The 21265-nt window shown below is 71.7% G+C and carries 11 protein-coding genes; 7 read left to right on the forward strand and 4 right to left on the reverse strand.

Features of this window, described 5'->3' with window-relative positions:
• The first annotated feature begins 5 nt into the window (after positions 1-5).
• Positions 6-1139, forward strand: a complete 1134-nt coding sequence (locus tag ACFC1R_RS05445) for an FAD-dependent monooxygenase (RefSeq protein WP_375933085.1) — start codon at positions 6-8, stop codon at positions 1137-1139.
• A gap of 193 nt (positions 1140-1332) precedes the next feature.
• Positions 1333-4365 carry a bifunctional [glutamine synthetase] adenylyltransferase/[glutamine synthetase]-adenylyl-L-tyrosine phosphorylase gene (locus ACFC1R_RS05450; RefSeq protein ID WP_375933088.1) on the forward strand — a complete coding sequence of 1011 codons (3033 nt, stop codon included), beginning with the start codon at positions 1333-1335 and terminating at the stop codon, positions 4363-4365.
• A gap of 98 nt (positions 4366-4463) precedes the next feature.
• On the opposite strand, the gene ACFC1R_RS05455 is transcribed toward ACFC1R_RS05450, so the two are convergent.
• A complete protein-coding gene (locus ACFC1R_RS05455; protein ID WP_375933091.1) occupies positions 4464-5426 on the reverse strand; it encodes a phosphatase PAP2 family protein in 963 nt (320 codons plus the stop codon).
• A 521-nt stretch (positions 5427-5947) separates the two neighbouring features.
• On the opposite strand from ACFC1R_RS05455, the gene pulA reads away from it, so the two are divergent.
• Both pulA and ACFC1R_RS05465 read left to right on the forward strand, forming a co-directional pair.
• On the forward strand, positions 5948-11443 hold the full coding sequence (gene pulA, locus ACFC1R_RS05460; RefSeq protein WP_375933094.1) for a pullulanase-type alpha-1,6-glucosidase: 5496 nt from the start codon (positions 5948-5950) through the stop codon (positions 11441-11443).
• A 557-nt stretch (positions 11444-12000) separates the two neighbouring features.
• Positions 12001-14331: a M4 family metallopeptidase gene (locus ACFC1R_RS05465; protein ID WP_375933097.1), complete on the forward strand. Its 2331-nt coding sequence runs from the start codon at positions 12001-12003 to the stop codon at positions 14329-14331.
• A 66-nt stretch (positions 14332-14397) separates the two neighbouring features.
• On the opposite strand, the gene ACFC1R_RS05470 is transcribed toward ACFC1R_RS05465, so the two are convergent.
• Positions 14398-15225 (reverse strand): hypothetical protein, encoded by an 828-nt coding sequence (locus tag ACFC1R_RS05470; RefSeq protein ID WP_375933100.1) that lies wholly within the window; start codon positions 15223-15225, stop codon positions 14398-14400.
• 45 nt (positions 15226-15270) lie between these two features.
• Entirely contained in the window at positions 15271-15786 is a 516-nt protein-coding gene (locus ACFC1R_RS05475) for a SigE family RNA polymerase sigma factor (protein ID WP_375933103.1), read from the reverse strand.
• A gap of 264 nt (positions 15787-16050) precedes the next feature.
• Between ACFC1R_RS05475 and ACFC1R_RS05480 the strand changes: the two genes are divergently transcribed.
• Both ACFC1R_RS05480 and ACFC1R_RS05485 read left to right on the forward strand, forming a co-directional pair.
• Positions 16051-17787 (forward strand): carbohydrate-binding module family 20 domain-containing protein, encoded by a 1737-nt coding sequence (locus ACFC1R_RS05480; protein WP_375933106.1) that lies wholly within the window; start codon positions 16051-16053, stop codon positions 17785-17787.
• A gap of 133 nt (positions 17788-17920) precedes the next feature.
• A complete protein-coding gene (locus tag ACFC1R_RS05485) occupies positions 17921-18142 on the forward strand; it encodes a hypothetical protein (RefSeq protein ID WP_375933109.1) in 222 nt (73 codons plus the stop codon).
• 115 nt (positions 18143-18257) lie between these two features.
• On the opposite strand, the gene ACFC1R_RS05490 is transcribed toward ACFC1R_RS05485, so the two are convergent.
• Complete coding sequence (locus tag ACFC1R_RS05490) at positions 18258-19010, reverse strand: SDR family oxidoreductase (RefSeq protein ID WP_375933112.1); 753 nt, start codon at positions 19008-19010, stop codon at positions 18258-18260.
• 983 nt (positions 19011-19993) lie between these two features.
• Here ACFC1R_RS05490 and ACFC1R_RS05495 point away from each other — a divergent pair.
• The gene (locus ACFC1R_RS05495) at positions 19994-21031 is read left to right on the forward strand and encodes an alpha/beta hydrolase (RefSeq protein WP_375933115.1); all 1038 of its coding nucleotides are present in this window, start codon (positions 19994-19996) and stop codon (positions 21029-21031) included.
• The last annotated feature ends 234 nt before the right edge of the window (positions 21032-21265 follow it).

Below are 21265 nucleotides of genomic sequence, written 5' to 3' on the forward strand. Positions count from 1 at the left end.
CTGAGATGGCATCACCCTTGCGTGTCCTGATCCACGGCGGCGGCATCGGCGGGCTCAGCCTCGCCACCGCGCTGGCCGGACGCGGCCACACCGTCGAAGTCGCCGAACTGCGGGACGAGTTGGACGCGCTCGGCGTCGGCATCGTGCAGCCGTCCAACGCCCTGCACGTGATGCGGGAGCTCGGTGTGCTGGAGGAGTGCCTGGAGGCCGGCTTCCCGTGGGAGGTGCTGACCATCTGCGACCCGGGCGGGAACGCCCTCGCCAGGATCCCGCAGCCCCGGATGGGCGGCGCCCCCGCCGCCAACGGCATACCGCGCCCCGCGCTCGCCGAGGTGCTCGGCCGGGCCGCCGCCGGGGCGGGCGCCCGGATCCGCTTCGGCACCACCATCACCGAACTGGCCGACGACGGCGAGGGCGTGGAGGTCACGCTCTCCGACGGCTCCAGCGGCCGCTGGGACCTGGTGGTCGGCTTCGACGGCATCGGCTCCCCGCTGCGCGGCCGCCTGTACGGGGGGCGGTTTTGCCCCGAGTACACCGGCTTCGCCAACTGGCGGGTCACCGTGCCCCGGCAGCCCGAGGTGCAGGGCGTGGTGATGAGCACCGGCAACCTGGCGGCGAAGGCGTTGCTCACCCCGATCACCGGGGAACTGATGTACCTGGGCGCGGTGTTCGCCGAGGCCGAGGACTTCAGGCCCGACCCGGCGCGCGCCCACGAGCAGCTCGCCGAGCGGCTGTCCGGCTTCGGCGGCCCGGTCGCCGGGGCGCTCGCCGAGGTCACCGACCCCGCCACCGTGGTGTACTCGCGGATCTCCCAGGTCACCGTGGACGAGCCCTGGCACGTCGGCCGGGTGGTGCTGGCGGGTGACGCCGCGCACGCCTCCACCCCGCACCTCGCGCAGGGCGCGGCGATGGCGGTCGAGGACGCGCTGGTGCTGGCCCGGTCGCTGGAAGGCGCGGACGGCGTTCCGGCCGCGCTCGCGGCGTGGGAGGCCAGGCGTCGGCCGCGCGCCATGTGGGTGCAGGGCATGTCCCGGGCGGTGCTCAAGCAGGAGACCGGCACCGCCACCACGCCGGAGGAGGACGAACTGCTCAAGGTCGGCATCCCGGGCGCGGCCCACGTCCTGGTGCAGCCCTACTGACGGAGCCGCGGCCCGCCCGGCCGGGCCACCAGGGGCGCGGGGAACCGCGCGAGAAGCGCGCACTCCCGTACCCCGCCGGCGGCCCGGTTCCCCGCACCCCTGGAGGGCCTCCCCGCGGGGCCGCGCATGGCGGTCCTGTCGCGGCCGGGACGGGACACGTACGCTTCCAGCAGGGTCGGCAGCTGGAGGGGCGATGGCAGTGGAGGAACGGGCCGGGAGCCGGACCAGTCGCCTGGAGGTCCGGCTGGTGCGGCGGGGCTTCACCGATCCCGAAGCGGCCGTCCGGCTGCTGGCGGAGCCGGCCCTGGGCGGGCTCGCCGCCGACCCCGTACTGCTGGACGCACTCGGTGCCACCCCGGATCCCGACCTCGCGCTGCTCGGTCTCGCCCGGCTGCTCGAAGCCCTCGACGAGCCCGAGCGGCACACCCTGCGGGACACCCTGACCGGCTCCAAGCCGCTGCGCGACCGCCTGCTCGGGGTGCTCGGCGCCTCCACCGCCCTCGGCGACCACCTGGCCCGCCATCCCCGCGACTGGCACGCGCTGGTCACCTTCGAACTCCGCGACATCCACCCGGGCCCGCAGGACTTCCTGCGCCAGCTCTCCGACCGGGTCTGGCGGGGCACCGCGACGACCGGCGCGGACCGGGCCGACGCCCTGCGGGTCGCCTACCGCCGCTGCCTGCTGGCCATCGCCGCCCGCGACCTCAGCCGCACCACCGACCTGCCGCAGGCCAGTGCCGAACTCGCCGACCTGGCCGGGGCCACGCTGCAGACCGCCCTGGACATCGCCGCCGAGGAGGACCCGGAGGCCGCCCGGGCCTGCCGGCTCGCCGTGATCGGGATGGGCAAGTGCGGCGGACACGAGCTCAACTACGTCTCCGACGTGGACGTCATCTTCGTCGCCGAGCCCGGCGAGGGGGTGCCGGAGCACCGCGCGATGCAGGCCGCCACCCGGCTCGCCGCCCGGATGATGCGGCTGTGCTCCGACACCACCGGCGAGGGCGCCATCTGGCCGGTGGACGCCAACCTCAGGCCCGAGGGCCGCAACGGACCGCTGGTCCGCACCCTGGCCAGCCACCTCGCGTACTACCAGCGCTGGGCCAAGACCTGGGAGTTCCAGGCGCTGCTCAAGGCCCGGCCGGTGGCCGGGGACGCGGAACTCGGCGCCGCGTACACCGCCGCCACCGCCCCGCTGGTCTGGCAGGCCGCCGAGCGCGACAACTTCGTCACCGACGTCCAGCAGATGCGTCGCAAGGTCCTGGACTCCATCCCCGCCACCGAGGTGGACCGGCAGCTCAAGCTCGGCCCCGGCGGCCTGCGGGACGTCGAGTTCGCCGTCCAGCTGCTCCAGCTGGTGCACGGCCGCACCGACGAGACCCTCCACAGCGGCAACACCCTCGAAGCCCTGGCCGCACTCAGCGCCGGCGGGTACGTGGGCCGGGCCGACGCCGCCTCGCTGGACGCCGCGTACCGCTTCCTGCGCGCCCTGGAACACCGCATCCAGCTGCACCGGCTGCGCCGCACCCACCTGATGCCCAGGGACGAGGCCGACCTGCGCCGCCTGGCCCGCTCACTCGCCCACCTGATCAACGACGACACCCGGGCCGACCCGGTCGCCGCCCTGCAACGGGAGTGGAAGCGCCACACGGTCGAGGTCCGGCGACTGCACGAGAAGCTGTTCTACCGGCCGCTGCTGGACGCCGTCGCCGAACTGCCCGTCGGCGCCGTCCGGCTCAGCCCCGCGGCGGCGAAGGCCCGGCTGGTCGCCCTCGGCTACGCCGACCCCGGCACCGCGCTGCGCCACCTCACCGCGCTGGCCGCCGGAGTCAGCCGCAAGGCCGCCATCCAGCGCACCCTGCTGCCGGTCCTGCTCGGCTGGTTCGCCGACTCCGCCGACCCGGACGCCGGACTGCTCAACTTCCGCCAGGTCTCCGACGCGCTCGGCCGCACCCCCTGGTACCTGCGGCTGCTGCGCGACGAGAGCGCCGCCGCCGAGCAGCTCGCCCGGGTGCTCTCCGCCGGGCGGCTCGCCCCCGACCTGCTGCTGCGCGCCCCGGAGGCGGTCGCCATGCTCGGCGACCCGCAGGGACTCGTCCCGCGCGGGCGGGCCTCGCTGGAGTCGGAGATCCTGGCCGCCGTCGGCCGGGCGGGCAGCGCCGACGCCGGGGTGGCCTCGGCCCGCTCGGTACGGCGGCGGGAACTGTTCCGTACCGCCGCCGCCGACGTGCTCGGACGCTTCTCGGACGATCCCGGCGAGGCCGTCGACACGGCCGGGGAGGCGCTGACGGCGCTCAACGCGGCCACCCTCCAGGGCGCGCTACGGGCCTGCATCGCCGAGTGGGAGGCCGTGAACGGCGAACTGCCCACCCGGCTCGCGGTGATCGCCATGGGCCGCTTCGGCGGGCACGAGCTCGGGTACGGCTCCGACGCGGACGTCCTGTTCGTCCACGATCCGCTGCTCGGGGTCCTCGAACACGACGCCGCCCGCGCGGCACAGGCCGTCTGCCACCGGCTGCGCACCCTGCTCGGCGCCCCCTCCACCGAGCCGCCGCTGCTGGTCGATGCCGACCTGCGGCCCGAAGGCCGCAGCGGCCCGCTGGTGCGCACCCTCGCCTCGTACGGCGCGTACTACCGGCGCTGGTCGCACGCCTGGGAGAGCCAGGCGCTGCTGCGGGCCGAACCGGTGGCGGGCGACGTGGAACTGGGCACCAGCTTCCGGCAGCTGATCGATCCGCTGCGCTACCCGGGCATGGGCGTCCCCGAGAAAGACCTGCTGGAGATCCGGCGGATCAAGGCCAGGATCGAGTCCGAACGCCTCCCGCGCGGCGCCGACCCGACCACCCACACCAAGATCGGGCGGGGTGGCCTCGCGGACGTGGAGTGGACCGTCCAGCTGCTCCAGCTGCAGCACGGGCACGAGCTGCCGGAGCTGCGGACCACCCGGACCAGGCTGGCGCTGGCGGCGGCGGCGAAGGCCGGGCTGGTCGGGGAGCCGGACGCGGAGGTGCTCGACGCGGCCTGGGTGCTGGCCTCACGGGTGCGCAGCGCCGTCATGCTGGTCCGGGGCCGGGCCGGGGACAGCTTCCCGGTCGACGGACGCGAACTGGCCGGGGTGGCGCGCTACCTCGGCTACGGCTCGGGCCACACCGGGGAGCTGGTCGACGACTACCGCCGGACGACCCGGCGGGCCCGCACGGTGGTCGAGAAGCTCTTCTACGGACCCTGAGGTGCGGGCCCCGGGACGCAGCCGGCCCCGCGCAGTTCCCCGCGCCCCCCGGAGCCACCCGACTGCGGCCCGCCCTGGAGGGCTTGCCCCCGGCGGGACTAGCGGCGGGAGGCGCCGACCGGGGTGCTCCACTGGGCGGGGACGGTGACCGGCCGGCCGGAAGCCGGGTCGGCCGGTACCCGGGGGAGCCGGTAGGCCCAGGAGTGGTAGATCAGCCGGGAGGCGACGAAGCCGAGGGTGAGGCAGATCTCGCCGCCGATCGCGTCCATCCAGAAGTGGTTGGCGGTCGAGATGATCACCAACAGCGTGGCCAGCGGGTAGGCCAGGCCGAGCAGCCGGGCCCAGAGCGGCCTGGCCAGGAAGAAGATCGCCAACCCGCACCACATCGACCACCCGATGTGCATCGAGGGCATCGCCGCGAACTGGTTGGAGACGTGCGCGCCCGCGCCCGAGGCCATCGAGCCCCAGGTGTCGTGCACCTTCACGGTGTCGATGAACCCGCCGGCGTCCATCAGCCGGGGCGGGGCCAGCGGGAAGAAGTAGAAGCCGACCAGCGCGATCCCGGTGGTGACGAAGAGCACGGTCCGCGCCGCCGCGTAGCGGCCCGGATGCGAGCGGTACAGCCACACCAGCACGCCGATGGTGACGATGAAGTGCAGTGTCGCGTAGTAGTAGTTCATCCCGACGATCAGCCAGGTGACCGAGTTCACACCGTGGTTGATCGAGCGCTCGACCGCGATGCCGATGCTCTGCTCGAAGTGCCAGATCCAACTCGCGTGCTTCTGCGCGACCGTCGCGTGCTCGGGGACGGCGTTGCGGACCAGGGAGTAGATCCAGTAGCTGAGGCCGATCAGTGCCAGCTCGAACAGGAGCCGGGGTCTCGACGGGTTCCTGCGCTGCTCGCGAATGTGGTTGCGGAGCGCGGCGCTGCGCGTCTGGGCGGCGCTGGTGGCTCCGTCCGGCGGGTGGCTCGATCGAACCGTGCCGTCGACGGAACCTGCACCGCTGGCCGCCTCGGCGCGTTCGGCGCCGGCTGTACGGATCTCGGTCGGTTCCCCCATGGACGAGAAGTCTGCCAGACGTCCTGTGGCCGTCTGCTCATCCTGCGGTAGTGGATTCTTCACCAGCTGTCCCCCCAGGGGGCTAGGGGGCGGCGACCGGAGATGGGCATGGGGACCATTGTGACTCGCACTCGAACGACCCGGCGACCCGCCCCCCGAGTAGCGGGGAAGAGTGCGGGGGCGTAGCGCGGGAGCGGCGGGGGAGGCCCGCCGGCTGTCAGGCGCGACGGGCCACCGTCCCCGCACACGGGCCCGCCCGTCCCTCATCGGCAGGTCCGTGTGGTGCCGCCGCACAGCGGGGCACGCAGTGACTCTTTCCTGCGCACAACGGTTCGGTCAAGAGATTGCTTGCAAGTTTTACAACATCTTGCTGAAACATCTTGCAGTCGCTAGCGTCCACGCCACTCAATGACGACCAGCTGCCTCAAGGGAGAGCCGCAGTGGCCGAAACAACGCTCCGCCACCCACGGAGCACGACCCCTTTCCGTAGATCCGGTCTCCGCATATCCGGCCGGGCGCCCGTGCTGCTGGCCACCTCGCTGCTGGCGACCTCGCTCGTGGCGGCGACGCTCGGTCCGGCCGCTCCCGTGGTGGCCGCCACCCGCCCCGCCCCGCCCTCGGACGCCGCCCTGGCCGCCACGGCCGGGCGGCACGACCTGACCCGTGAGCAGTTCTACTTCGTCCTCCCGGACCGCTTCGCCAACGGGAACCCCGGCAACGACACCGGCGGGATCACGGGCTCGCGGCTGGACAACGGACTCGATCCCACGGACAAGGGCTTCTACCACGGTGGCGATCTGCAGGGCCTGATCGACCGGCTCGACTACATCCAGGGCCTGGGCACCACCGCCATCTGGATGGCGCCGATCTTCAAGAACAAGCCGGTGCAGGGCAGCGGCGACGCGGCCTCGGCCGGCTACCACGGCTACTGGATCACCGACTTCACCCAGGTCGACCCGCACTTCGGCACCAATGCCCAGCTCAAGGAGCTGATCGCAAAGGCGCACGCCAAGGGCATCAAGGTCTTCTTCGACGTCATCACCAACCACACCGCCGACGTCATCGACCACACGGAGGGGAAGGACGACTACCGCTCGACCGGCGCCTACCCGACCCTGGACACCGACGGCAACCCGGTCGACGAGACCGCCGTCGCGGACGCGGGCGCGCCCTGGCCGAAAATCACCGCCGACTCCTTCCCCTACACCCCGACCTTCCGCAGCGCGGCGGACGCGAAGGCCAAGACCCCGTCCTGGCTGAACGACCCCGCGCTCTACCACAACCGGGGCAACTCGACCTTCGCCGGGGAGTCCGCCACCGAGGGCGACTTCTCCGGTCTGGACGACCTGGACACCCAGAACCCCAAGGTGGTCGAGGGCTTCAAGAAGATCTACCAGGGCTGGGTCAGGGAGACCGGCGTGGACGGCTTCCGGATCGACACCGTGAAGCACGTCGACATGGCCTTCTGGCAGAACTGGGCGCCCGCGCTCAAGCAGTACGCCGCCCAGCAGGGCGACAAGAACTTCTTCATGTTCGGCGAGGTCTACTCCGGCGACCCGGCGATCACCTCGCCGTACGTCACCAAGGGCAGGCTCCAGGCCACCCTGGACTTCCCGTTCCAGCAGGCCGCGCGGACCTACGTCTCGCAGAACGGCTCGGCTAGGGCGCTGTCCGAGGTGTACGGCCAGGACTACCGCTATACCAGCGCCGACACCGACGCGTACGAGCTGCCGACCTTCCTCGGCAACCACGACATGGGCCGCTTCGGCTCCTTCCTGCAGAGCGACAACCCGGGTGCGGGCCAGGACGTGCTGCTCGGGAAGGACCGGCTGGCCAACGAGCTGATGTTCCTGACCCGGGGCCAGCCGGTCGTCTACTACGGCGACGAGCAGGGCATGACCGGCGCGGGCGGCGACAAGGACGCCCGGCAGGACATGTTCGCCTCCAAGGTGCCCTCGTACAACAGCGACAACGTGATCGGCGGCAGCGCGGGCTCCGCCGACCGGTACGGCCGGAACGTGCCGCTCTACCAGGGGATCTCCACACTGGCGCAGCTGCGGAAGGCCAACCCGGCGCTGGCCGACGGCGCGCAGATCGAGCGGTACGCCGCCGACGGGCCCGGGGTGTACGCCTTCTCGCGGATCGACGCCAAACAGCAGGTGGAGTACGTCGTCGCGGTCAACAACTCGACCGAGGCGAAGACCGTCACCCTGGACACCTTCTCGGCGGGGATGGGCTTCGACCGGATCTACCCGACCGCCGGCGCCCGGACCACCAGTGGTGCGGACCGCAGGATCACCGTCACCGTGCCGCCGCTGTCGTCGGCCGTCTACCGGGCGGCGGGCCGCCTGGCCAAGGTGGCGGCGGCGCCCCAACTCTCCCTGCAGGTACCGGCGGAGGGCTCCACCGGTACGGTCACGGTCGGGGCCCGGGTCGCGGACGGCGGGTTCGACCGGGTCTCCTTCGCCGCGCAGATCGGCAACGGCCGCTGGCAGGTTCTCGGCACGGCCGACAACGGGACGTACCGGGTGACCCAGGACCTCGGCGCCCTCGCGCCCGGCACGGTGGTGCGGTACAAGGCTGTCGTGCAGACGTCCAGTGGACAACTGCGCTCCACCACGGGGAGTTTCACCACCGGCACCCCGGCCCCCAAGCCCGTGCCGACCGCGACCTCGCGCCCGTACGCGGTGGTGCACTACCAGCGCAAGGACGGCGACTACGACGGCTGGAACCTCTACGCCTGGGGCGACCTCGCCGACGGTGAGGCCACCGACTGGCCCGCCGGGCACGGCTTCACCGGCCGGGACGCCTACGGGGCCTTCGCCTACGTCAAGTTGAAGAGCGGCGCGTCGGACCTGGGCTTCCTGGTCGAGAAGAACGGCACCAAGGACGTCGAGGCCGACCGGCACATCGATCTCTCCACGACGGGCGAGGTGTGGCTCAAGGAGGGCGATCCCACCGTCCGGACCAGTGACCCCGGACCGGTCGGCACGGTGCCCGCCGACACCGCCGTCATCCACTACCACCGGGCGGACGGCAACTACGACGGCTGGGGCCTGCACGACTGGACGGGCGCCGCCAGGCCCACCGACTGGGGCAGCCCGCTGCAGCCGGCCCGCCGGGACGCCTTCGGCGACGTCTTCGAGGTGCCGCTGGCCGCCGGGGCCACCAGCCTGAGCTACATCCTGCACAACGGCAACGACAAGGACCTGCCGAACGACCAGTCCCTGGACTTCGCCGTCAACGGCCGCGAGGTGTGGATCCTCGGCGGCCAGCAGGACTACCTGCTCCCGCAGACCGCCGGCAGTTCGGCGCAGACGGACCTCACCACCGCGAAGGCCCAGTGGATCGACGCGAGGACCGTGGTGGTTCCGGCCAGCTTCGGTGCGAACGACGGCGCACTGGCCGGCGGCACCAGCGCCCAGCTGATCTACGACCCCGAGGGGGGCCTGCGGATCGACCAGGGCGCACTCGACCGGCCGGGGCACTGGATCAGGCTCGACCCCGGTGCGCTCACCGACGCCCAGAAGGCGAAGTACCCGCATCTGGCCGGGTACCGTGCCTTCACGGTGGACCGGCGCGACGCGGGCCGGACCACCGCCGCCCTGCGCAGTCAGGTGGTCTTCACCGAACACCTGCCCAGCGGCGCCCTGTCGGCCGCCACCGGGGTGCAACTCCCCGGCGTCCTGGACGACCTGTACGCCGGCAAGGCCGCCAAGGCCCAGCTCGGTCCGGTCTACCGGGACGGGAAGGTCACCCTCTCGCTCTGGGCACCGACCGCCACCGGCGTCTCGGTCCAGCTCTTCGACCGGGCGAGCGGCGGCACGCCGAAGACCGTGCCGCTCAGGCGGGACGACGCCACCGGTGTCTGGTCGCTGAGCCGCAACGCCCGCGAACTGGACGGCAAGTACTACCTCTACCAGGTCGGGGTGTGGGCGCCGAGCGTCCAGCGGCCGGTGACCAACCTCGTCACCGATCCCTACTCGGTGGCGCTGTCCACCGACTCCAGGCGCAGCCTGGTCACCGACCTCGCCGACCGGCGCAACAAGCCGGCCGGCTGGGACGGGCACCGCAGTCCGGCCGGCATCCCGGCCACCCGGCAGCAGATCCAGGAACTGCACGTCCGCGACTTCTCGGTGGCCGACACCACCGTGCCGGCGGCCGAGCGCGGCACCTACCTGGCCTTCACCGAGTCCAGGTCGGCCGGAATGACGCACCTGCGCGAACTGGCCAAGGCGGGCATCACCACCATCCACCTGCTGCCGACCTTCGACATCGCCAGCATCCCGGAGAACCGCGCCGACCAGAAGCTGCCCGCCTGCGACCTCGCGTCGCTGCCGCCGGACAGCGAGAAGCAGCAGGAGTGCGTGGCGGCCGTGCAGGCCGACGACGCCTACAACTGGGGCTACGACCCGCTGCACTACACCGTGCCCGAGGGCTCGTACGCCACCGACCCGGGGAGCACCTCCCGCCCGGAGGGCGGGGGAGGGACCGCGCGGACCGTCCAGTTCCGGCAGATGGTGCAGGCGATGCACGAGGTGGGACTGCGGGTGGTGCTGGACGTGGTCTACAACCACACCGCCGCCTCCGGCCAGGCCGACCACTCGGTGCTGGACAAGGTGGTGCCCGGCTACTACCAGCGGCTCGACGCCGCCGGGAAGGTGACCGCCGACAGCTGCTGCGCCGACACCGCGCCCGAACACGCCATGATGAACAAGCTGGTGGTCGACTCGGTGGTCACCTGGGCGAAGCAGTACCGGGTGGACGGCTTCCGCTTCGACCTGATGGGTCTGGACCCCAAGTCGACCATGCTGGACGTGCAGTCGGCGCTGCGCGGGCTGACCCCGGCCAAGGACGGCGTCGAGGGGAAGGACATCTTCCTCTACGGCGAGGGCTGGAACTTCGGTACGGTCGCCGACAACTCCCGCTTCGTCCAGGCCACTCAGCAGAACATGGCGGGAACGGGCATCGCCACCTTCAACGACCGGATCCGCGACGCCGCGCGCGGGGGCAGCTTCATGCTCTCCTCCGCGCCCCAGCAGGGCTTCGCCTCCGGCCTGTTCACCGACCCGAACGGCTCGGCGGACAACGGCACCCCCGAGCAGCAGAAGGCCCGGCTGCTGCACCAGATGGACCAGGTCAAGGTGGCCCTGACCGGGAACCTCGCCGGGTACTCCTTCACCGACAGCTCGGGGAAGGCCGTCAACGGCGCCGGAGTCGACTACAACGGCTCGCCGACCGGCTACGCCGCCAACCCCGGCGAGGCGGTCGAGTACCTGGACGCGCACGACAACACCGACCTGTTCGACGCGCTCGCCTACAAACTGCCCGTCACCACCTCGCCCGCCGACCGGGGCAGGATGCAGGCGCTGGGACTCTCGCTCACCGCGCTGGCACAGGGGCCGGGCTTCGCGCAGGCCGGCAGTGACCTGCTGCGGTCCAAGTCGCTGGACTCCAACGCGTACGACTCCGGCGACTGGTTCAACGCGATCTCCTGGCCGGATCCCGGTGCGAAGACGTGCGGGCAGGGCAACGGCTGGGGGCACGGGCTACCGATGGCCGCCGACAACAAGTCGATGTGGCCCGCCGCCAAGGCGTTGCTGGCCGATCCGAGGCTGACGGTCGGCTGCAACGAGATGCTCGCGAGCAGCGCGCAGTACCAGCAGTTCCTGCGGATCAGGCAGTCCTCGCCGCTGTTCGCCCTCGCGACGTCGGCCGAGGTGCAGCAGCGCCTCTCCTTCCCGCTCTCCGGCACGGCCGGCGAGACACCCGGGGTGATCACCATGCACCTGGACGGGACCGGGCTGCGCGGTGCGGAGAAGGGCCTGACGGTGGTCTTCAACGCCACGCCGGCTGACCAGCGCCAGACCGTCGCCGCGCTCGCCGGCACCGGTCAGCGCCTGCACGCCGTTCAGGCGGACGGAGCCGACGCGACCGTCAAGCGCTCCGCCTTCGACGCGGCCACCGGCACCTTCACGGTCCCGGCCCGGACGGTCGCGGTCTTCGTGGAGAACTGACAGCCCGTCGGAGGAGACCGACGCACGGTCGCAGCGCAAGCAGAGGCCCCGCCATCCGGCGGGGCCTCTGGCGTAGTTGGCCGAAACTGATCGCCGTCCCGGCCGGGGGAGTGACATCCGGGCGCTCCCCGACGCTGCCGCCGTTCGCCGACGCACGGCTGTGCGACCGTCCCCGCGCCCCTCGTCGTGGTCATGCGATGCCGGGGCGTGATGACATTCATGTGCAGAAATAGCTCTGGTCAAGCCATGCCTGACACTCCCTCGGCTTTGCCGTGCCGAGGGCTGTTATTGGTCAATTGCTGGCATGCATCTGTCATCGGTGGCTTGTTTGCTGCCACGATTCCCCCGGCTGCAGATGAGGAGGGTTCCCCCACCCCCGGGTGCGGCTGTTCCGCCGCAGGCACAGCGCCACCGGCTTCATCTCCTGATCCGCGCTCCGCTCATTGCAACGCACCCCTGCCGCGAACCGGCGGCGGGGCCCCCACTGCGCCGCAACCCTGCGGCCAGGTTTCTCTCCACCGCTCGTGACCCCGCGACCGGTCGGATAAGGAGTCTGCATGTCCCGCTACAAGCACGCCCGGGTGAGTCTGGCCGCGCTCGCGGCCACCACGGCGCTGCTGGTCACCGGAATCCCGGTGATCGCGCAGGCCGCTCCCAGCCCCTCGGCCGGTGCGCTCACCCCGCAGGCGTCCGCCAGCCGGGCCCAACTGATCGCCGACGCAAGCCAGCAGACCGCCGCGATGGCGCAGTCGCTGGGTCTTGGCAGCCAGGAGAAGCTGGTGGTCAAGGATGCGATGCGCGACGCCGACGGCACCCGGCACACGCGCTACGAGCGCACCTACGGCGGGCTCCCGGTGCTCGGCGGCGACCTGATCGTGCACCAGACCGCGGCCGGTGCGACCAAGGGCGTGGACCGCGCCACCACCGCCTCGCTGAACGGCATCAGCACCACCCCCGCGCTGGCCGCGCCCAAGGCCCAGGCCACCGCCCTCGCGGCGGAGTCCGGCTCGAAGGTGGAGACCGCCCCGCGCCTGGTGGTCTTCGCCGCCAAGGGAACCCCGAAGCTGGCCTGGGAGACGGTCGTCACCGGCAAGCAGAAGGACGGCACCCCGAGCCGGCTGCACGTCGTCACCGACGCGAAGACCGGCGAGGTGCTCTCCAAGGTCGAGGGCATCGAGACCGGCAGCGGCCAGGGCATCTTCGTCGGCAACGTCAACATCGGTACCACGCAGTCCGGTTCGACGTACCAGATGAAGGACGCCAGCCGCGGCGGGATGTACACCACCAACATGAACAACGGCACCTCGGGCAACGGGACGCTGTTCACCAAGTCCACCGACACCTGGGGCAACGGCCAGGTCAGCAACAAGGAGTCGGCCGCCGTCGACGCCCACTACGGTGTGGCGGCGACCTGGGACTTCTACAAGAACACCTTCGGTCGCAACGGCATCCGCAACGACGGTGTCGGCGCCTACAGCCGCGTCCACTACGACAACAACTACGTGAACGCGTTCTGGGACGACAGCTGCTTCTGCATGACGTACGGCGACGGCTCGAACAACACCCAGCCGCTCACCGAGATCGACGTGGCCGGCCACGAGATGACCCACGGCGTCACCTCCGCCACCGCGGGCCTCAACTACTCGGGTGAGTCCGGCGGTCTGAACGAGGCCACCTCGGACATCATGGGCACGATGGTGGAGTTCTACGCCAACCTGCCCACCGACACCCCGGACTACCTGATCGGCGAGCTGATCAACATCAACGGGGACGGCACGCCGCTCCGTTACATGGACAAGCCCTCCAAGGACGGCCAGTCGGCCGACTCCTGGTCCTCGAACGTGGGCAACCTGGACGTGCACTACTCGTCCGGTGTGGCCAACCACTTCTTCTACCTGCTGTCCGAGGGCAGCGGCGCCAAGGTGATCAACGGCGTCAGCTACAACTCCCCGACGGTCAACAACATCGCCGTCACCGGGATCGGCCGGGACAAGGCGGCGGCGATCTGGTACCGCGCGCTGACCACCTACATGACCTCCACCACCGACTACGCGGCGGCCCGCACCGCCACCCTCAGCGCGGCCACCGACCTGTACGGTGCGAGCAGCACCGAGTACAACCAGGTCGCCACCGCCTGGGCCGGCGTCAACGTCGGCACGGTGCCCAGCGGCGGCGTCACCGTCACCAACCCGGGCAACCAGAGCACCGCGCTCAACAGCTCCGCCAACCTGCAGATCAAGGCCACCGGCGGCACCGGCACGCTGACCTACTCGGCCACCGGCCTGCCGACCGGTCTGTCGATCAGCTCCAGCGGTCTGATCACCGGCACCGCGACGGCCGCCGGCACCTACAACGTGACCGTCACCGCCAAGGACTCCTCCGGCAAGAGCGGCACCACCAGCTTCACCTGGACGGTCAGCACGGGTGGCGGCGGCAGCTGCACCCCGGCCCAGCTGCTCGGCAACCAGGGCTTCGAGTCCGGCACCGCCCCCTGGACCGCCAGCAGCGGCGTGATCGACAACAGCTCGGGCCAGGCCGCCCACAGCGGCTCGTACAAGGCCTGGCTGGACGGCTACGGTTCCAGCCACACCGACAGCCTCTCGCAGACCGTCACCATCCCGGCGGGCTGCAAGGCCACCCTCAGCTTCTGGCTGCACATCGACACGGCCGAGTCCGGCTCGACCGCGTACGACAAGCTGTCGGTGCAGGTGAACGGCACCACGCTGAAGACCTACTCCAACGTGGACGCCGCCGCCGGCTACCAGCAGCGCACCTTCGACCTCTCGGCCTACGCGGGCCAGACGGTCACCCTGAAGTTCACCGGCACCGAGGACTCCTCGCTGCAGACGAGCTTCGTGATCGACGACACCGCGGTCCAGACCGGCTGATCCCGTACCGGTGGACAGGTGAGGGCCCGGCGGCTTCGGCCGCCGGGCCCGACTGCGCTGTGCGGGTCAGGAGCCGCCCGGCGACGGGGCGCCGGGGACGGCGGTTCCCGGCCGGTCGGGCACCTGGAACTGCCAACGGGGGCTGCGGGCCAGGGCGGTGAGCTCGGCGGAGGTGAGTGGCGGTCTGGGCCGGACCGATCGCGACTCCTCCTCACCGGACAGTCCGCGGCGGCCGTTGAAGATCCGGATCAGCAACTCGCTGCCGTCCGGCCGGGTCAGGTCGACGGAGTCGGTGTAGAGACCGTTGCCGTCGGCGGCGGAGACCTCCGACCACCCGGCACTGCCGTCGGGGAAGCTGACGGTGTTGCACCTGGGCGGCTCCGCCCCGTACGGCCGGTGTTCGCCGCTCCCGCTCCCGCTCCCGTTCTCGGGCCGGCAGGGGGCCGACGCGGTGCCGGTCGCCCTGGCGTGCAGGGACAGCTCGATGGTGACCGGGCTGAGGCCGTCGTCGTAGTCCACCGTCAGACCCGCGAAGTCGCCGGGCTCCTCGCCCTGGGCGGGCACCGGGTGGGAGATGCGCCCGTCGGGCAGCAGCCCGGTGAGGACCGCGAGCAGTCCGGCGCCGGTGAAGGGAGCGGGCGCCCGGCTGCCGCTGGGGGTCGGTGCCGGCCGGGGTCCGGCGGCGGGCGGGGCGGCGACCGGACGCAGGCCGAGGACGGCGCCGGTACCGGCCAGGGCCACGACGGCGACGGTCGCGGCGGCGATCTGCAGTCTGCGGCGCCGGCGCAGTCTGCGGCCCCGGCGGTCGGCCTCGGCGAGGATGGCGGGGAGCGGGGGAGTGAGGCCGACCACGCTCTCTTCGAGCATGCGGCTCAGGTCGTGCTCAAGGTCCACGGCCGGATTCCTTGGTCTGTCGGTGTCGGGGGGCGGGGGCTGGGGTCAGCCGCAGAGGAACAGCTCGCGGTCGTTGCCGAGGATCGTGCGCAGCTTGGCCAGCGAACGGGTGTTGAGGCTCTTCACGGCGCTGTTGGAGATGCCGAGCAGTTCGGCCACGGCCTCGGTGCTGTGGTCCTCCAGGTAGCGCAGGACCACCACCGCCCGGTTGCGCGGGGGGAGTTGGGCGAGTGCGGCGACCAGGGTGAGCCGCAGCTCGGTGCCGGTGCCGGTGCCGTGGACGGCCGGTGACTCCGGCAGCTCGTCGGTGACCAGCTCGCTGGAGCGCCGCAGCCGCTGCTGGGAGAGGTAGGTGCGCAGCAGCACCTTCCGGGCGTAGGCGTCCAGTCCGGGCTCGTCCCGGCCGCGTCGCAGGCGGCCCCAGACGGAGTACATCTTGGCGAGGGTGGTCTGCACCAGGTCCTGTGCCTGGTGCCAGTCCCCGCACATCAGGTACGCGACCTGAAAGAGCCGGCGGGCTCTGCTGCTCGCGAACTCCTCGAAGTCGAGCGCCTCGTCCATCTGGTCGTCCCCCGCGCATCCGGTGCTGCTGTGCGGCACCCGTCGTGGTGCCACCGGTACTAGATGCGCCGACGGGGCGTTAGGTAGCACCCGATCCGCCGGGGATATCGAACTGTTGCCCTCCGGCGCCTTGACGTGCCGTTGACGCGCCCATAAATTCGGCCCACTGAAAGTTTCCTGCAAGTTTCAAAGAGCTTGCAGCAAAAGTCGCCCGGCCGTCGGCGCCGGGTACCGCAGGCCCCCCACCCTGCCTCTGGAGACACCGTGGTCACCACTTCCCCCACCCGTGCGCGCGCCCGCGCGCTCGGTGCGCTGAGCGCCGCCTGCGTGCTGGCGCTCCCGCTCTGCACCGCCCTCAGTCTCGCCCCGGCCGCCCAGGCCGCCCCGTCCGGTGGCAAGGACGTCACCGCCACCCTGTTCGAGTGGCGCTTCGACTCGGTCGCCAAGGCGTGTACGGACACGCTCGGCCCCAAGGGGTACGGCTTCGTCGAGGTCTCCCCGCCCCAGGAGCACATCCAGGGTCCGCAGTGGTGGACCTCCTACCAGCCGGTCAGCTACCAGATCGCCGGACGGCTCGGCGACCGCACCTCGTTCCGGAACATGGTCTCCACCTGCCACGCGGCGGGAGTGAAGGTCATCGCCGACTCGGTGATCAACCACATGTCGGCCGGTTCCGGCACGGGCACCGGCGGCACCGTCTACAGCAAGTACAACTACCCCGGCTACTACCAGGACCAGGACTTCCACACCTGCCGGCAGCCGATCACCAACTACAACGACCGCTCCAACGTGCAGAACTGCGAGCTGGTCAACCTCGCCGACCTGGACACCGGCAGCGCGTACGTCCAGCAGACCATCGCCGGGTACCTCGACGACCTGGCCTCGCTCGGCGTGGACGGCTACCGGATCGACGCAGCCAAGCACATCGCCGCCTCCGACCTCGCCGCCATCAAGGCGAAGATGGCCAATCCCGGCGCGTACTGGGTGCAGGAGGTCATCTACGGCGCGGGCGAGCCGATCCAGCCGTCCGAGTACACCGGCACCGGGGACGTGGACGAGTTCCGCTCCGGCACCTGGCTCAAGAGCGCCTTCGACGGCGGCCGGATAGCCGACCTCGCCACCTGGGGTTCCGGGCTGCTGCCGAGCAGCCAGGCCCGCACCTTCGTGGACAACTGGGACACCGAGCGCAACGGCTCCACCCTCAACTACAAGTACGGCAACACCTACACCCTGGCCAATGTCTTCATGCTGGCCTACCCGTACGGCTCGCCCAACGTCTACTCCGGCTACGCCTTCTCCGGCAACGACGACGGCCCGCCGAACGGCGGCACCGTCAACGCCTGCTACCAGGACGGCTGGAACTGCACCCACGCCTGGCAGCAGATCGCCAACATGGTCGGCTTCCGCAACGCCGTCTCCGGCACCGGGCTCACCAACTGGTGGTCCAACGGCAGCAACGCGATCGCCTTCGGCCGGGGCGGCAAGGGCTACGTGGCGATCAACCACGAGAGCGGCCCGGTCACCCAGACCTTCCAGACCTCGCTGCCCGCCGGGACGTACTGCGACGTCGAGCACGGCGACCCGAGCGGCGGCGGCTGCACCGGACCGACGTACACGGTCGGTTCGGACGGCAGGTTCACCGCCACGGTCGGCGCGGGCGACTCGATCGCGCTCTACGTCGGCGCCGCCGGCTCGCCCGCGCCGGTCGGCAGCGGCACCTCCTTCGCGGTGAACGCGACCACCGTGCCCGGCCAGAACATCTACCTGGCGGGCAGCAGCGCCGCCCTCGGCGCCTGGGACACCGGCAAGGCCCTGCCGCTCTCCTCGGCCGGCTACCCGGTCTGGACGGCGAACGTGCCGCTGGCGGCGGGGACTTCGTTCGAGTACAAGTACATCCGCAAGGACGCCGCCGGCACGGTCACCTGGGAGAGCGGCGCCAACCGCACCGCCACCGTGCCGGCCGGCGGCGTGCTCACCCTGAACGACACCTGGCGCAACTGACCGCCCGCCGGCCCGGACCGCCCCGCCGTGCACGCGGCGGGGCGGTCACGGCCGCGGCGGCGAAACCGCTCGAAGGAGTGCTACTCGTGCGTCGGCGCGGCTGCGCCGCAGGGGCACTGGCAGCATCGGCCGGGTGACCTGGACCCCGACCGATCTCGAACTCCAGCTGTACGGCGGCCGCTGGGACGGCCAGCTCAAGCGCGTCCGCTCGACCGCGCCGCCGCCCTCGCTGCGCATGGTCCTGCGTGCCGAACTCCCCGCCGCGGAGGCCGGCGAGTACTGGCCCACCACCAGCGTCTACCGCCTGGAGGAGCACGCCGGCGCCCGCCGCTACCGCTACTCCCACGACGAGTGAGCGGCCCGGCAGGGGCCCGGCGGACCCGCTGACCGGCCACACCCACCGGGCGCCCGGCCCCGCAGGGACCGGCCCCGGCCCCGACCCCGGTGGGCCTGCGGCCCCGGCTCCGGCCTCAGCCGCGGCCGATGTACGGCATGGTGGTGGCCAGCACGGTGGCGAACTGGACGTTGGCCTCCAGCGGCAGCTCGGCCATGTGGCGCACGGTCCGGGCGACATCGGCCACGTCCATGGTCGGCTCGGCGGCGATCCGCCCGTCCGCCTGGCGCACGCCGACGCTCATCGCAGCGGTCATGTCGGTGGCCGCGTTGCCGATGTCGATCTGGCCGCAGGCGATCCGGTACGGGCGGCCGTCCAGCGAGAGCGACTTGGTCAGACCGGTGACCGCGTGCTTGGTCGCGGTGTACGCGGTGCTCTGCGGGCGCGGGACGTGGGCGGAGATCGAACCGTTGTTGATGATCCGGCCGCCCTGCGGGTCCTGGCGCTTCATCAGGCGGAAGGCGCCCTGTGCGCACAGGAAGGCGCCGGTCAGGTTGAGGTCCACCACGGCGCGCCAGTCGGCCAGGGCGAGCTCCTCGACGGGGGCGGCGCCACCGAACGTGCCGGCGTTGTTGAAGAGCAGGTCGACCCGGCCGAAGTGCCGCTCGGCGGCGGCGAACAGCGCGTCCACGGCGTCCGGATCGGTGACGTCGGTCGGTACCACCAGGGCCGGAGCGCCGGAGCGCCCGGCCAGTTCGGCGGTCCCGTGCAGCGGCTCGGCCCGGCGCCCGGCGAGGACCAGCCGCCACCCGCCCGCCGCGAGCTCCAGCGCCACGGCGCGTCCCACGCCACTGCCGGCTCCGGTGACGACGGCGATCTGCTCGGACATGGCGCTCCTCCTCGGGGTGCGACGACCCCATGATGATCGCCGATCACCGATGCCGCGTCACTGGTGCGAGCGTCCAGGAGCCGGCCGCGGACCGGTGGTCCCGATTGGCGGGACGGCCGGGGGCCGCCTCGCTCCGCACCTGGCGCCGCCGCCGTGGTCCACCGCCGCCATCCACCGTCCGGCCGATGCCCCGGGCCCGGGTACCGGCGCTCGGGCCCCGGACCAGCCGCCCCGACGCCGACACGCCGGCCGCTACGCCGTCCTGATGGACTTCCGGACCGGGGGTGAGCGTCGCCGCCGGTCCTCCGGGTGACCTCGGCTGCTCCGTTCGGCGCACCAGGGTGCGGCCACCACCACGGCGCCGCCTCCCGCGCCGCCCCGGTGGGCCTGCGGCCCCGGCGGGGTGACGGTGATCACAGCAGGCGCCGGCGTCCCCCTCGGCCGGCGGCGCTGCTCAGGTGCTGCCCAGGTCTTGCCCAGGTACTGCCCAGCCTCGGGCCCCGGGTGCCCGGGGCGCCGGCGGGCGGCTCCGCGTGGGGCGAGCCGGCCGCCTTCCCGCGCCGCCCGTAGCGGCCGGACCGTCCGGGCCGGCGCACTCGCCCGCACGCGTCGCGCCGGCCGGACCGCGGACGCCGTAACGACCGGTCAGTCTCACGCCGTGACAACTGGTTGACCAGCTGGTCACCGTCGGTCCGGGACCCCCGCCGATCGGCGGGGGCGAGTCCGGCGAACGGCGGGTAAACGAATGGTATGGCGGTGCCACCGCAACTGCCGACGGCCAAAGTCGCGTCATAGGATCACAGGACGGCGCGCCACTCCGCTCGGAGCAGGGCGCCGTCCTGAGGTCGGGAGGAGTACGTCCCCGGCAGCCCAGCCGCCGGTACGCCGGAACACCGCTCGCGACCTCCCCTCAGCGGCCCCACCCGGGGGCCACCGCCCGGATCCGTCCGGCCGGGCGTGATATCGGTCGGAGAGATTTCACCGTGCAGCCGCAGCAGCCGCAGTCGCACTCGCAGCCCACCCGCACCCGCGCCGTCCTCGCCGGTATCACCGTGCTCGCACTGTCCGCCGCCCTGGCGGCCTGCAGCAGCGGCGGCAAGCCGGCCCCCGCCGCCAAGGGGGGCGACGCCGCAGCGGTCGCCCCCGCGGCGGCGAACAGTGCGCCGCCGAAGGAGACCAAGGTCTCGATGCCGGCCGGAACGCCGGTCGAACTGAAGAAGGTCCGCGACACCGCCGCCGGTCCGATCATGAAGACCACGCTGGCCGGCAAGAAGTCGGGTGTCACGGCGGACGTCTGGGTCTGGCTGCCGCCGCAGTACAACGACCCGAAGTACGCCAAGTTCGGCTTCCCCGTGCTCACCCTCTACGCGGGCGGTCAGAGCAACGGCTACAACACCTGGACGGACAACCAGCTGCCGATCCAGGAGGAGGACGCCAAGCTCGTCAAGGAGCAGAAGGCGCACCCCTTCATCATGATCATGCCCGTGCAGAACCTGACCAGCGACGAGAAGCGGGCCTTCGACTGCAGCGACATCCCGGGCCAGCCCAAGATGGGCACCTGGATGTCCGAGGACATCCCGGACTTCGTCCGCGCCAACTTCCGCACGCTCAAGGGCCGCGACAGCTGGGGCGTGATGGGCGCCTCCACCGGCGCGTTCTGCAGCGCCAAGCTGGCGATGCAGCACCCGGACGTCTACAAGGTCGCCGTGCCGATCGACGGCTACTGGGACCCGGACTCGCTGCTCTGGAAGGGCCACGAGGCCGAGCGCGAGGCGAACAGCCCCGGCAAGCTGATCGAGACCAGCAAGGCCGACGTCAAGATGCTCGCCACCTCGGGCGGCGCCAACGGCTACGAGGTGAACCTGGTCAAGAAGTGGGTCGCCAAGGCACAGGCGCCGACCACCGTCGAGTACTACGAGCAGCCCGGCGGCAAGCACCTCACCTCGGACTTCAAGAAGATGATCCCGATGACCCTGGAGTGGCTCACCAAGAACCTGACCGGTCCGCAGAGCGACGACTGACGGGCGGTCGGCCCGAGCGGCATCCCGGCGAACGCCGGGATGTCAGTGCTCGACTTCATGATGTGAGGGACCTGAACCGCGGGGCGGCGCCCCAGCCCGCGCGCGGGGGGGTGCGGCCCCAGACCCGCCCCGCAAAAACAAAATTATTTTTAAACTTTTTTATTGTGGTGTGGTTTAAAAAAAAAACACACCCCCACAACCCCAAGAAAAAAAGAATAAGGGGTGGGGGGGGTT

The sequence above is a fragment of the Kitasatospora sp. NPDC056138 genome, assembly GCF_042264695.1.
In the GTDB taxonomy this organism is placed as follows: domain Bacteria; phylum Actinomycetota; class Actinomycetes; order Streptomycetales; family Streptomycetaceae; genus Kitasatospora.